13 protein-coding genes and 1 pseudogene are annotated in these 13,625 nt (G+C 61.4%); 1 reads left to right on the plus strand and 13 read right to left on the minus strand.

Going from position 1 to position 13,625, the window contains the following annotated elements; genetic code table 11:
* Window positions 1-34: 34 nt before the first annotated feature.
* The 6 genes and pseudogenes from AC0L2A_RS20055 to AC0L2A_RS20080 all read right to left on the minus strand — a co-directional run bounded on the left by AC0L2A_RS20055 (window position 35) and on the right by AC0L2A_RS20080 (window position 4,165).
* On the minus strand, window positions 35-472 hold the full coding sequence (locus AC0L2A_RS20055; protein ID WP_473610267.1) for a CBS domain-containing protein: 438 nt from the start codon (window positions 470-472) through the stop codon (window positions 35-37).
* 94 nt (window positions 473-566) lie between these two features.
* Window positions 567-989, minus strand: coding sequence for a cupin domain-containing protein (locus tag AC0L2A_RS20060; RefSeq protein WP_128166215.1), 423 nt, complete (start codon window positions 987-989; stop codon window positions 567-569).
* A gap of 97 nt (window positions 990-1,086) precedes the next feature.
* Complete coding sequence (locus AC0L2A_RS20065) at window positions 1,087-1,917, minus strand: alpha/beta fold hydrolase (protein WP_473610268.1); 831 nt, start codon at window positions 1,915-1,917, stop codon at window positions 1,087-1,089.
* Window positions 1,918-2,116: 199 nt separating this feature from the next.
* Entirely contained in the window at window positions 2,117-2,887 is a 771-nt protein-coding gene (locus AC0L2A_RS20070; RefSeq protein ID WP_456008406.1) for an SDR family oxidoreductase, read from the minus strand.
* A 336-nt stretch (window positions 2,888-3,223) separates the two neighbouring features.
* Window positions 3,224-3,319: pseudogene (locus AC0L2A_RS20075) on the minus strand (NmrA family transcriptional regulator); the annotation flags it as partial.
* Between the two features lie 60 nt (window positions 3,320-3,379).
* Complete coding sequence (locus tag AC0L2A_RS20080; RefSeq protein ID WP_473610270.1) at window positions 3,380-4,165, minus strand: alpha/beta fold hydrolase; 786 nt, start codon at window positions 4,163-4,165, stop codon at window positions 3,380-3,382.
* A gap of 416 nt (window positions 4,166-4,581) precedes the next feature.
* Between AC0L2A_RS20080 and AC0L2A_RS20085 the strand changes: the two genes are divergently transcribed.
* The gene (locus AC0L2A_RS20085) at window positions 4,582-5,337 is read left to right on the plus strand and encodes a sensor histidine kinase (RefSeq protein ID WP_473610271.1); all 756 of its coding nucleotides are present in this window, start codon (window positions 4,582-4,584) and stop codon (window positions 5,335-5,337) included.
* 132 nt (window positions 5,338-5,469) lie between these two features.
* Here AC0L2A_RS20085 and AC0L2A_RS20090 read toward each other — a convergent pair whose 3' ends face one another.
* The 7 genes from AC0L2A_RS20090 to AC0L2A_RS20120 all read right to left on the minus strand — a co-directional run bounded on the left by AC0L2A_RS20090 (window position 5,470) and on the right by AC0L2A_RS20120 (window position 13,530).
* Entirely contained in the window at window positions 5,470-7,023 is a 1,554-nt protein-coding gene (locus tag AC0L2A_RS20090) for a mechanosensitive ion channel family protein (protein WP_473610272.1), read from the minus strand.
* Window positions 7,024-7,075: 52 nt separating this feature from the next.
* Window positions 7,076-8,329 (minus strand): cytochrome b, encoded by a 1,254-nt coding sequence (locus tag AC0L2A_RS20095; RefSeq protein WP_473610274.1) that lies wholly within the window; start codon window positions 8,327-8,329, stop codon window positions 7,076-7,078.
* An 84-nt stretch (window positions 8,330-8,413) separates the two neighbouring features.
* Complete coding sequence (locus AC0L2A_RS20100) at window positions 8,414-8,581, minus strand: hypothetical protein (RefSeq protein ID WP_292545199.1); 168 nt, start codon at window positions 8,579-8,581, stop codon at window positions 8,414-8,416.
* Window positions 8,582-8,730: 149 nt separating this feature from the next.
* Window positions 8,731-8,937: a (2Fe-2S)-binding protein gene (locus AC0L2A_RS20105; protein WP_292188178.1), complete on the minus strand. Its 207-nt coding sequence runs from the start codon at window positions 8,935-8,937 to the stop codon at window positions 8,731-8,733.
* Window positions 8,938-8,988: 51 nt separating this feature from the next.
* A complete protein-coding gene (locus AC0L2A_RS20110) occupies window positions 8,989-9,948 on the minus strand; it encodes an MBL fold metallo-hydrolase (RefSeq protein WP_473610275.1) in 960 nt (319 codons plus the stop codon).
* Between the two features lie 769 nt (window positions 9,949-10,717).
* Complete coding sequence (locus AC0L2A_RS20115; RefSeq protein ID WP_473610277.1) at window positions 10,718-11,764, minus strand: Fic family protein; 1,047 nt, start codon at window positions 11,762-11,764, stop codon at window positions 10,718-10,720.
* 95 nt (window positions 11,765-11,859) lie between these two features.
* The gene (locus AC0L2A_RS20120; protein ID WP_473610278.1) at window positions 11,860-13,530 is read right to left on the minus strand and encodes a hypothetical protein; all 1,671 of its coding nucleotides are present in this window, start codon (window positions 13,528-13,530) and stop codon (window positions 11,860-11,862) included.
* Between the last annotated feature and the right edge of the window lie 95 nt (window positions 13,531-13,625).

Below are 13,625 nucleotides of genomic sequence, written 5' to 3' on the forward strand. Positions count from 1 at the left end.
CGGGATATGCCTGGAGGAGGCGCGGCAAAAACCGTTAGCGGTAGCCGACGCCGGCGACATAATTGAAGAGCATCCGCTCCTGCATTTCTTCCTGCTCGAACAACACTTTCATCGCGTCGCGTATGTCCAGTATGCCGAGAGGCCTGGCGCCGACGTCGATTACCGGAATGTTCTGCAAGCTTCGCGCCGCCATGGTCTGCCATACGTCGTGGACATCGTCCTGCGGACTGCAGGAGACAATGGATCTGTTCATCAGGTCGGACACTGGCGGTGTCTTGGACCCCGGGCCGGCGAGATGGCGCACGAGATCGGATTTGCTGAGCACACCCTCCGCGCCTCCGCCTGCATTGCATACCACAACGAGGCCGATGCCAGGCCTGGACAGTGAAAGGGCGGCCTCTTGCACCGTTGCATCCAAGTCGATCACGGCCAGCCGCGACGACGTGAAGGCATGCAGTTTGTCGATGAGCATTGCGCCGTCCTTGGTTGCGCGCCGTGCCGAGGAGCGCTTCAAACGCAACGGCGGCGCGGCGCTTTCCTGTTCAAACAGGGCGATAGATTCGACCTCATTCTTCGTAGGGGAGCACAAGTTCGGTTTCGCTGGTGTCGACGATGAAGACGGCCAGCAGCCGGGCGGGGTCAGTCGCGCTGGCATTCTGGCTGACGCGGTGACGATCGCCGGGATATTCGGACCAGCTCTCGCCGGCGCGATAGGTGACCACCGGGCCATCATTGACCTGACTCTTGATCGCCCCTTCGAGAACCGTGGCGTAGATGAAGGCAGATTTGGGATGGAGATGCGCGGGCGAGTTGCCGCCTGGCTCATAGTCGACAAGCACACCTCTCATGCTCTTGCCGGGCACGTTCGGAAGCGGCTGATCATAAACGAGCTTCACGTTTTTGAAAGCGCCAGCCGTATTGTCGGCCAGCGCGGCGGTGGCGATGAACGCCGCGAGAGCGGCGGTGCTGTAGAGTATGCTCCGGATCATTTGTCTGACTCCAGTTTGCGGTTGAGATTGGGGTGATCGCCGGCCGGAGGGGAGGACGGCCGGCGATCGGGCTCTCGCCTCAGGACACGGCGCGAGCCTAGGACCTGATGAAGGTGAGCAAGTCGGCGTTCACCACATCGGCATGCGTGGTACACATCCCGTGCGGAAAGCCCTCATAGATCTTGAGCCTGCCGTTCTTCAGAAGCTTTGCGGATAACGGCGCGGAATCGGCAATGGGCACGATCTGATCGTCCGTGCCGTGCATGACGAGTGTCGGCACGTCGATGATCTTGAGGTCGTCGGTGAAATTGGTTTCCGAAAAGGCCTTGATGCCGTCGTAGTGCGCCTTGGCGCTGCCCATCATGCCCTGCCGCCACCAGTTCTGGATGATGCCCGGGATCGCTTTCGCGCCCGGCCGATTGAAGCTGTAGAAAGGGCCCGATGGGAAATCGATGTAGAACTGCGCGCGGTTGTCGGCGAGCGACTTGCGCAGCCCGTCGAACACTTCGATCGGAAGGCCGCCAGGATTGGCCGGCGTCTTCACCATGATTGGCGGCACCGCGCCGATGAGGACGAGCTTCGCGGTGCGCCCGTTGCCGTGGCGGGCGACGTAATGAGCGGCTTCGCCGCCGCCGGTCGAGTGGCCGACGTGGATTGCGTCCCTCAGGCCGAGATGCTCGACCACCGCCGCCGCGTCGGCAGCATAGTGATCCATATCGTGACCGTCGCTCACCTGCGCGGAACGGCCGTGCCCGCGCCGGTCATGGGCTATGGTGCGATATCCATGCCCGACGAAGAAAAGCATCTGCGTGTCCCAGTCGTCGGCGCTGAGCGGCCAGCCGTGGTGGAAGACGATCGGTTGAGCATCCTTCGGACCCCAGTCCTTGTAGTAGATCTCGGTGCCATCCTTGGTGGTGGTAGTGCTCATATCTTTCGATCCTTCTTGAGAGATGGATGAGTTCGATTCCTGGCCGGCTGTCCCTTGCCCGAGCGCATATTTGGGCAGGCCGGTTGCAATGCCGGCGGCCGCTGCGCCGAGGAGGAGGGCTCGGCGACTTGCCTGAGGCGCAATGGGCAGCTTGTGGTCCATCGTCGTTTCCCTTGCGGGTTGTCTTCAGATGCCGCCGTTACGCCGCAACACCGCTTCGCCGAGACGGGGCGTGGTCGAACCAGTCTTCGAACGGCGTCGAACCGATGCGGGCACCCGCGCCCGGGACAAGCGATCGGTCGTCTAGCTCGGTCCCGAAATAGAGCGCATGAGGATCACCGATCACCTTCCTGGGATCGTTGGCGAGCTGCAGAAAACGCAAGACCAGTTCGTTCATGCGGAAGGGCTCGGGGCCGCCGATCTCCATCACGCCGTTAATCGGCTGGGAGAGCGCCACGTCAGCCATCACCTCTGCAACATCGTCGGCGGCGATGGGTTGGAAGTAGGCCGACGATACCGAGACCGTGTCGCCGACGGTTGCCGACTGCACAATGCCGCCAAGGAACTCGAAGAACTGGGTCGAGTGAACGATCGTGTAGGGAATTCCCGACTCCCTGATCAGCTTCTCCTGAGCCATCTTGGCGCGCAGGTAGCCGCTCCGGGGCAGGCGCTCCGCCCCGACTACCGAGAGCGCAATGTGATGCTTCACGCCGGCGGCCTTCTCCGCCGCGAGCAGGTTCTTTCCGGCTGTTTCGAAGAACTCGAGAACGGCCTTGTCCTCGAACGACGGCGAATTGGCGAGGTCGATGACAACCTCCGCCCCGGCAAGAGCCTTATCCAATCCTTCACCGGTGAAGGTGTTGACGCCGCCACTTGGCGACGCCGCCAACACGTCGTGGCCCTTCACGCTCAGCCTTGCGACGGTCTTGGAGCCGATAAGTCCGGTGCCGCCGATGATTACGATTTTCATTTCATTCTCCTGTTCTGACTTCGAAAAGATCTACTTGGAACAACGCCGGTGGCTCTAACCGTGCCGGCCCTGAATTCCTCGATGAGAGCGACGCGCGTCCGCGACTCGCTCGACCGCCAGCGCAAGGGCTTGGCTCAAGCGACACTGTCTTCGCAGCCTTCCCTCGCTTGGCCCCGACCCACGACCTCCGAGGCGCTGCCGTAGTAGCCGAAGCCAAAGCTGTCGGCCGTGCCATAGGTGGCGCAGGACGGAGGCGGTGTTCTCGAGGAATTCCCGAAGAGGTCTGCCAGCGTGGCCGGGATCATGAGGTGCCGCTGTTGTGAGGGCTCGACGTTGCGGCGACGCCGCCACGACGTCGTGCCCCTGTTGACGCAACCTCTCGACGGTCGCTAACCGGATGTACCGAGTGCCGCCAATGACCACGATTTTCATGTCGATGTCTCCTGGGGCTTGCACTTGTTGAATGCAGCCGGCGCGAGGCGGCCGGTTTCGTCACTGCGCCGATGCGGCTTCCTCTATGAGCAAGGCGATCGCTTCTGGACGCGAGACCATAAGCGCGTGCGACCCGCCCTCGACGACGATGGTCTTCACCGAATGCGCGCGCTCGGCCATGAACTTCATGACCGCCGGCGGGATATTCCGATCCGCCGAGCCGTAGATCGCGTAGGATGGAATTGTCTTCCAGGAAGGCGCGCCGGAGGGTTCTGCCAGGGCGGCGTCAGCCACCGGGCGTTGTGTCGCCGCCATCAGGCTGGCCTGCGCTGCCGTCACATCGGCCGCGAACTGCAGGTGAAACTTTTCCGGCTGGATGTAGAGGTCCTGTCCTCCATCCGGCCGCGCCACCGACAGGAGCGCCTCGCCAAGCGTGCTGCCTGGGAACTTCCCCGAAAGCGTGAGACTGGACTCGCCTTTGTCCGGGGCGAATCCGGCCACATAGACCAGCGCTTTCACATTGTTCTTCCCGTTAGCTGCCTCGGTGATGACTGGCCCGCCGTAAGAATGGCCGACCAGGACGACCGGTCCGCCGATGGATCCGATGACGGCCGATACGGCGGCCGCATCGCTTGCAACGCCGCGAAGTGGGTTGGCCGCAGCGATGGTCCGGAAACCCTCCCGGTTGAGCTCGGCGATGACGCCGTTCCAGCTCGACGATTCAGCAAAGGCCCCGTGCACCAGCACGATCGTCGGTTTTGCCTGATGGTCCGCGGCCTGCGTCGTCGCGCTGTCTGACACGCAACATGCGTAAACAAGGGCCAGAGCTCTGATGATCTTGTGCACGTGTCTTCTCCTGTGCGGCGGGTCGTCCGATACCGAGAAGAATGCGCCCACTTGGCGCGCGAAAATATTCGACGGACGGCTCGGTCAGGCGATCCGAAAGTCTAGGATGATGCACCCGGGGGAGTGGCAGCTGTAGCCGGTGGTCGGCGCACGGGTAGGTTCCCGGCATCGATCGAACGCATCGCCGGCCGCGCCGACGTTCCCAGGCAGCGCGCCCAAGGTCGGCAGGGAGTGCGCGGCCGACTGGCGTCGGCTGTCAGTGCCATGGCGATCAATCGGCGAAAACTGCAGCGAGACATATACCGCCGTATGGCTCGCCCTCGTCCTCCATCCAATCGACCCGGAAATGCTCCTCAATATAGTGTCCTCACACGACCGGATTGCCAGGGGTCGATCGAACAAAAGAGGGCATGAAAATGTCAGGCGCGGAAACAAGATCAGGCACGGCCGACAATCATGTCTTTAACCGGACTACTGATGTTCCCCTGTCCGACCCGCCGTCAGAGCAGTCGACGGCCGGCATTGTTCATGATCTGGGCAATCTAATTCAGGTCGCTTCATCTGCACTGAATCAGGTCGCCCGCGACCCGAGCGTCTCGACGGCTCCAGCTCTCGACTCCGTAATCGCCAGCGCCAGGACCGCCCTGCAGCAAGCCGCCGCGCTTGTCAGGGAGACGGTCGGCCGGGCCGCGGCAAGTCATCGAGCGCCGGAACATGCAAGCGTGGGCGCCTGCTTGGCCGAGGTCGAAAACCTTGTCCGAAGCGCATGGGAGACGAACGTTCGTCTCGAAGTTCGCCTTGGACGCGATCTACCCGCTGCAAAATGCGATCCGCTGGGTTTGCAGAACGCGGTCTTGAATCTCGTATTCAACGCGCGCGACGCGATGCCGGACGGCGGGTTGATCTCGATAAACGCCGCCGCGGTCGTTCTGGATCCTGGCACTGTCGTCGAGCTCCGTATCGAAGACAGTGGAATCGGAATGACGCGGGAGACCGTGCTCCACGCCTTCGATCTCTTTTTCACCACCAAGGGCACGGGCCTGGGCGGCGTCCTGCCGATGGTGAAGCATTTTGCCGAGCGCCACGGCGGGCGCGTCGATATCGAAAGCGCCGTCGGCTCGGGCACGACAGTGATATTGCGCCTGCCCGCCATGGAGGCCCGGCAGGATTAACTGCAAGCCAATAGGGTGCCGGCTCACAGCGCGCCCCTGGAGGGCAATACGCGCCGTACCTTGAAACCGCTCACAGGTTCACTTGACACCGGCAAATCGATATCTGCGACACCAGTTGTCGGATGCTCATGGCTACCTCCCTTCTTGTAGGCCCGGTCTGCCGGCGCTCGAAACGCGCCGGAACGGTGCTGGGTGAAAGATCGTCTGCATGGCCTTGAGCAGCGCGAATTTCGAATCCGTGTGCTCTTGTCCGGTGCGGCTACCGCCGAGGGACATCCTGGCTGAGAGGACCGCCGCAAGATCTTCGGCCATTTCGGGCCGGTCGAGCAGCAGGGGCGCGAAGCTTTGCTGGTCAATCTCGTAGACCACGACGTGTTTCTTTGAGCGCAATGTCGAGGTCTCGCCGATGCCTGCTAGCAGACCCGTCTCTCCGAAAAAGTCGCCGGGAGCGAGGTGGCCGATCTCCTGCGGATGGGCGTCATCTTCGCCGCGCTCTCGGACAATGATGCCCGTCCGAACAATCATGAGGGAGGGCAGCATCTCTCCCTGTCGTGCTATGATGTCGCCCTTGCGATAGGTGCGCACCGTAACCGTTGCCGCGAGGGCTTTTTTCTCGTTGTCAGTCAACGCCGAGAATACTGGTATGGCATTTATAAGCTTGATCGGCGTGACTTCTGGGAGATTTGCCGTCTCTTCGTTCGGCAAGTCATTCATGAGAATCGAAGAGGAGGGTGGCGTTGCCAGCCGCAAACCCGCGGACTTGGAATGACGGTAGACAAGATCGAAGATTTCGTTCGTCGCTGGAATACGCTGGCCAACATTTGCGACCCGAAAAAACAAATCGACCTCGATCGCCGTCGCATCCAGAGCTTTGATGGCGACCACTGGCGGCGGCTCCCTCAGTATTGTGTTGCTGCTTTGTAAGGCCGCGTTCATGACGTCCGCGACGATCGCCGGCATCTTGGTCGGCGCCAATCTTATCGTGACGGACAGCCCATGGCTCTCCTCAGGGCTGCTGACATTGGTCAGCCCTAGCTTCGCGAGGAAGCTGTTCGGCAGCGCCACCACGTTATGCGCCAAAGTGAGCAGGTGGGTCGATCGCCAGTTGGTCTCCACGACGCGGCCTTCGGTGCCGTCGCTCAAAACGATCCAGTCCCCAAGCACATAAGGTCGGCCGAGGGTGAGCGCGATGCCCGAAAAGACGTCGCTCAGCGTATTCTGGAGCGCCAGTCCGAGTACGATGGCAAAGACGCCCGAGGTGGCGATCAGCGTTCCGACCGGCGCACCGAAGACGAAAGCCAGGATCGACAGCAGCATCCCAACATAGACGGCGCCGACGACGAGGTCCTGCAGAAGGCGCGCCTCGCGCGGCTTTCGCTCGAACACGAGATAGATGCGGACAAACCCGATCAGCGCCCAGGCGAGGTGAACCCACCACAGCAACTTGGCCGAACCGACGAGGATTGCGCTAGCGGTTGTCTCGGTGCCCCGTGTCGGTTCGTAGGGGAGCACGGCTCCGTCAAGCAGCAGGACCGACATGGTAAGGAAGAATGCGATCTGGACAATCAGCCTGGTGGTGGAGAGCCGCCGCGGAATGACGTGCCAAACGACTATGCCGGCGAGACCGACCAGCACCATGTAGAGATGGGGAGCATTCCACCAGCTCGTGACCGGATAAGAATCCATAAAATCCTCGCACAAATCCTCGCCTCGGAGCCTGACGAGCGATCCTTCGGTGTTAATCCTTGCCTTTCTCCAGAATCGCTTCGGTTATCGAGTTCGGTAGCCGGCGCGGCGTCTCGATCACGCCCAGCAGCGGCATGACGACGAGAAAGAACGCGAAGTAGTAGAGGGTCGACACCTGCATGGCGGGGATATACCAGCCTTCCGCCGGCTTGGACCCCAGCCAGCCAAGGAAGAGGGCGTTGGCGACAAACAGCCAGAAGAACCGCCTGTACCAAGGCCGGTAGACGGCCGAGCGCACTTTCGACGTGTCGAGCCAGGGCACGAAGAACAACACGGCGATGGCGCCGAACATGGCGAGCACGCCGCCGAGCTTCGAGTCGACCGGCCCGATGTTGAAGGTGACGGCGCGCAGGATCGCGTAGAAGGGCAGGAAGTACCACTCGGGCACGATATGCGCCGGCGTCTTCAACGGGTCGGCGGCGGTGTAGTTGTCTGGATGCCCGAGATAGTTCGGCACGTAGAACACGAAGTACGCAAAGGCGAGCAGGAACACCACGGCCCCGAGCACATCTTTCATTGTGGCATGGGGCGTGAAGTCCACGACGTCGGTTTTTGACTTCACGTCGATGCCTGCCGGATTGGTCTGGCCGGCGACGTGAAGCGCCCAAATGTGCAGGATGACGACGCCCGTCAGCATGAACGGCAGCAGGTAATGCAGCGCAAAGAAGCGGTTTAGGGTTGGATTGTCCACCGCAAAGCCGCCGAGCAAAAGCTGCTGGATCCATTCGCCGACCAGCGGAATGGCGCTGAAGAAGCCGGTGATGACGGTCGCGCCCCAGAACGACATTTGTCCCCAGGGCAGCACGTAACCCATGAACGCCGTAGCCATCATCAACAGAAGGTTGGTGCAGCCGAGGACCCACAGCAGTTCGCGCGGCGCCTTGTAGGAGCCGTAATAGAGGCCACGGGAGACATGGACGTAGACCGCGATGAAGAAGAACGACGCGCCGTTGGAGTGCAGGTAGCGCAAAAGCCAGCCGGAATTCACGTCGCGCATGATCTTGTCTACGGAATTGAAGGCCAGTGTCGTGTCGGCCGCGTAGTGCATGGCCAGCACGACGCCGGTAACGATCTGCGCGGCCAGCATCATCGACAGGATGCCGCCGAACGAATAGGCGTAGTTCAGGTTGCGCGGAACCGGGTAGACGATGAACTGATCATGCACCAGGCGCGGCACCGGCAGGCGGGCGTCGAACCAGCGTCCGATCCTGGTCTTGGGAATATAGGTGGAATGCCCACCGCTCATCGGAGTGCCTCTGGTTTTGAAATTGCCGGTATTGATATCGGTCGGCGCTCCTTGGCCAGCCGTCCTTTAACACGGATGGCGGGTTCACTCGCGGTCACGAACCTTCCTCGACGGGACGCGTAAGTAGATCGGCCGGACCATCGCGCGCGCAAACCCGTTACCGCCGCGCCTAACCGGCTGCGCCGTCGTGTCGACGGCCCAGACCCTCAGGAAGATCTGCAGCATCCTCGAAAGAACGAATCCGAGCGTCATTTCCGATGCTCCTTGGTTGGGGTTGTGGAGGACCCAAGCATGCCAGCCTTTCCAGTGTTCGAACTATCATGCCGAGGACGCATGCATCCGATACGTTGGTCTATGGGTTCCTGACTGAAAGGCTGCGCCGGACGGCCGAGGCGGCCGAGTCAGGACTGCGCGCGGCCGTTGCAGGATGCCGCACGAGCGCTGGCGAGCGCCTCGTCAATGATGCGGCGGATAGTACGCGCGCAACGGCCGCACTGGGCGCTGCAGCCGAGACAGCCATAGACCTGGCGGATCGAGCACGTCCGCTCCGCCTTGACGGCGGAGCGGACATCCTGATCGCTCAACACATTGCACGAGCACACGATCATGGCGCGATAAGTCTCGATCCGACCTGGTGCGGCTCTGACCCGACAAGCGGGTCAGTAGTCCCAGACAGCCGGTACGCAACGAAAGACGTCGCCGTCCACCGCCACATGGCAGATGGACGGGAATGGCAGGTGAGTGGCCACCAGCGGCTCACGGGTCGCGGCCAGCTCCCGCAAAAGATTGATGCGGACGCGGGCCGCCTCCTCAGGGTCGTGTTCGAAGCCGTTGTGCCAGTCGGGTTGGTCGAACCCGACCTGGAACACGGCGTCGCCGGCGAAGGTCAGCCTATCGCCGCCGGACGCCAGGCGGACCACGCTGTGCCCGGGGGTGTGGCCGCCAGTGAGCGTGACAACCACCCCCGGCGCCACCTCGTGCTCCGTCTCAAACGGCCGCAACTGGCTGCGGTACTCGTTCACGAACCGCTTGGCCGCCCGCCGAAGCGCATCCGGGAACCCCGTTGGCATGGAGGCGCGGGAGAAATCGGGCGCCTCCCAGAACTTGAGCTCGGCGGCCGCCACGTGAATCCGCAGATCCGGACGCAGCCGGTCCTTCACCCCGTCGATGAGCAGCCCGCCGATATGGTCCATGTGCATATGGGTCAGCACCACGTCGGTCACGGATGCGAGATCGATGCCGGCGGCCTCCAGTCGCGAGACCAACCGCCCGGCCCGCGGCAAGTGCAAGTCCGGGTCCGCCCCCAACCCGGCGTCCACGAGTATGGTCCGGCCGCCGCTGCGCACGACGACCACGTTCAGCGGCCATTCGAGCACGTCCGGCGGCAGGAACATCTCGTCCAGCCAGGCCGCCCTGACGGCCGGGTCGACGTTGTATGCCATGACCGGGGCTGGTATCGGCAGCACTCCATCGCTGACGATCAGCACGTCGATGTCGCCGACCTGCAGCGCGTAGCGCGACGGAACCAATTCGGGCTCCGGCCTGCCGTTGCCGTGCTTCGCCGTCAGGCTGTCGGCGCAGTGCTGGATCGAGGGGTGTGAAATGTTGTCCAGGCTCATGTTTGTCTCCTGCTGACCACGGCCGTATCGGCCACCTCCGCCGCTGGCGTCCGTGGATCTGGCATGAGCCTCCATGGACCGCCACCTGGCGTCTACGGAGGAAAGTTGCGCCGCCTCGGCCTGCGCCACCATCGGACGGAAGCATCGGTCAGGCGATGCGAAAGTCTATGGCAGACCCGTTGCGAGCATGGGTGATATCCCGCGAACGTCGGAAGACGCCGCTTTGAGCAGCGAGCAACGGCTGTGCCTCTCGACTGCTGGCAGTACGCCCAGCTGTGTTGACACCAGCTTGCTTGCCGCCGCGGCATTCTCGATCGGTCGCGCCAACCATCCCATTCGCACGTCGTTACCGCCTTTTGCCGCACGCGTCGCCCAAGCGTCTTTCCAGCCTTGAAATAGCTGGACTATACATGGCTGCACAAACCCGACTGACGAACAGGACGACAATAGAATTGAAGAGCAGGCAAAAGTCGCCCTTCCCGCTCATGGATTGAGTCGATGCACCTGACTCCTGGGGCATAGAATCTAGATTGGCCCACTTCTAAGCGAAGTTGACCATAACTCGTTGATATTGAATAATTTTGGTGGGCCCGGAGGATGTGCCCGGAACGTTGATTTCATTGGCTTTTTCGTGGGCCAAAATCAAAACTCTTCCCGTATCATTCCGTAGGGTTCCGCGCCTAAGCAAGGACGCTGCACACGATGGGGCTTTCATGCAGCGGTCCTAGGATGTGAGCTTTGTGTAGTGTGACTTAGCGGTTGTTAGCGATCAGCCGCCGCTGTCCAATTCCGTTCCGGTTCGCAGGCACTCCAGATAGGCGCGATAGGCGAAGCTGCGGTCGCGCTTCCTCCCCGTGGTTTCCCTGAGAATGTTGGCTTCGGTAAGAGCCGCGATCGCACGGATCGCGGTCGGCTTGCTTGCGCCGATCAACCTTATGGTCGAGGCAACACTCACGATCGGATGACGCGGCAGTTGCTCGAACAGTCTGACGGCCGAGACGGAGGCGGACTGGGCTTCGAGTAGTCGCACCCGGTCCGCAGATACGAGATTGAACAGTTCCCGCGCCGAGGCGACGGCTTCATCTGAAATCGTGGCGACCCCATCGAGAAAGAAGTCGATCCAGCCCTCCCAGTCCCCTTCCAGCCGGACCAGATTGAGGCGCCGGTAGTACTCTTCCCGGTGGCGTTTGAAAAACAGGCTGAGATAGAGGAGCGGCGCCTTCAGCAAGCCCCAGTGCTGCGAGAGCAGCGCGATCAGGAGCCGCCCTATCCGCCCGTTGCCGTCGAGATAGGGATGAATGGTCTCGAACTGCACATGGAGAAGACCCGCCCGCACCAGCTTCGGTAGCGGGTCGTCGAAATGGATGTATTTCTCAAATTCGCTGAGAAGCTGGGGAAGCTTATCAGGTGGCGGCGGGACGTAGGCCGCATTGCCTGGCCGGCTCCCCCCGATCCAGTTCTGGCTGCGGCGCACTTCTCCGGGCTGCTTGCTCGAACCGCGCACGCCGCGCATCAATCGCTTGTGCGCCTCGTTCAGGAGCCGCATGGAAATCGGCAGCCCCTCCTTCGACGCAAGCTGGTCGCGGGCATAGGCGAGCGCGTCGAGATAATTCGTGACCTCTTCCACATCGGCATTGGGTGCCGGCCCCTCGTCGGCCTCGAAAGCGAGAAGGTCCACGAGTGATGCCTGCGTGCCCTCGATCTGCGACGAGATCACTGCCTCCTTGCGCACGAAGGCATAGATGAACCAATCGAGGGAAGGCACCATATCGCCTGCGAGATCGAGCCGAACGAGCGCCTGCTCGGCTTTAACCACTTGTTTCTAATTCCTATCCGTCCAGTCCATCATGTGTCCGCCGAGTTCGGCCCGCTAACGGAAAAGCTGACTCTGACCAGCACCCCGCAATCGACCTACGTCGCTGTAATTCCGGCTGTTGCGGCGACCAATGCCTTTAGGACCACGTCGAGACCCAAAATGCCGATCACGCCCAAAGCGACGATGGCGACGGGACGACCGGTTCTTCGACCAACGAGATATATTGGCATCGCGAAGAGTATGTAGAGCAACAGCACTACATACTCATCGACCTCGGCCAAGGCTGGAGCTTCAAATGGATTGTCTAGCCCAAAAATCGTCCAGGATGCCGCTGCTCCGGAAAGGTACGACTGGTACTGCAAGAAGAAACCGAGCAACAGGAAGGCGTATCCCAGAAAGAGCAACGTTGGCCATGAGAAGGGTAGCGATCCGACAACCCTCGTTATGAGCCAGTACAATCCTCCGAGACCAACGAGGAACGTCAAGAACAGCGGAAGGGTCATCCCAACCGTCATCATCGGGTCAGGCGCCAGATACCCTTCAAACATCCCCTGAAGGTTGAGTGAAATGTAGAAACTCGCCGGCAAATAGACGAGCGCAGCCACGCTAGCAGCCTTCAACCACCAAGGGGTCCGCGCAGGTAGGCTCTCCCATGCTGATTTCGATCTGGCCGACCCAAAGACATAGAGCCGCACTCCAATTAGGGCCCACACAGTCGGGATCGTTAGCCCCCGAAACAACTGGCTTTGAAGCTTGAGATCGAAAAGGGCCAAGAGCGGTGCAAACGCCTCTGACCAGAACAACTGCTCGAAGGTTGCCCACTGGCGGAGGACTCCTGCCACGACGTCGGTGAAAACATAGATCCCCTGGAGTGACGCTGCGACAGAAAGCACGCCCGGCAGGACCAGGAATGGAGCGATCCCACGAAGCGCTTTTTCTATGGCATCAACGCTGGGATCTCTTCGCGCGACCGTCTTGGCTCCCCTTGAAGCCAAGGTGCTGCGCAGTTCATCTGATGTCACGCCCCCACGGGCCGACATCAGTTCGGCATTCAGCTTGACCAAAAGATTCCAGACCGCCGGGGCCTCAGCGGGATTCGGTACGGCAGTCATCAACATGGCAACGAGGGCGACGCGGTCGTGCCCTTCGGGATCGAACACGTAGATCCTGAGCAGCCTTACTATCTCAAGAATGATCTCATCCGTAAGTGCATCCGATGTCAGCGTGGACCATACGGAGCGCAAGCAATAGTCGAAGTCCGAGTAGGCCTTGATTTGCTGCTTAGTCATAATTGCCGCGCCGGGCTGCGCGTGCGCCCGGAGCGCTTGGGCAAGGTCAACTCGCACTGATGCAGGCGTTGTTGGTCCAACCGCTAGTACGAGGCAATCGCGCGCCGCATCGAGCGGTCGATCCCACCCGGCGGCACCAGTTCCCGACTTCGCTGCAAGCCAGTGCCGGGCAAACTGTCCCACCGTCTTCGCGAATGCGCTGTCCGCTTTCCTGGAAAGTGAAAGAAAGGTTTTCGCTTGGAACGCCAGGTATCCCTCATCCGACGTCGCTACCAGCAGGTCGTCGACCGGGGCGTTGGTCTCAAGCCGTAACCAGATTGGCTTGGGTTGTCCCAAGCCGAAATGGGGGTCGATCGGCGCATCGGCCAGCATCCATGTGCCGACCATCGCAGCCAGACTCTGCTGAAAAAGGACGCCAGCGGCGGTAGCGTTTCCGCCCCCTGTCGCCTGAAGTTCGGGGTGGCTACCGTCGGTCACCAATTGACTTATGAGTGAATTCTCAGGACCGCTTGATCGCATGTTGATGTCACCTCCCTTACTATCCAATCCCGCCACGGCGCCCATCTGAGAGC

It is taken from the genome of Mesorhizobium sp. WSM4844, from assembly GCF_055811775.1.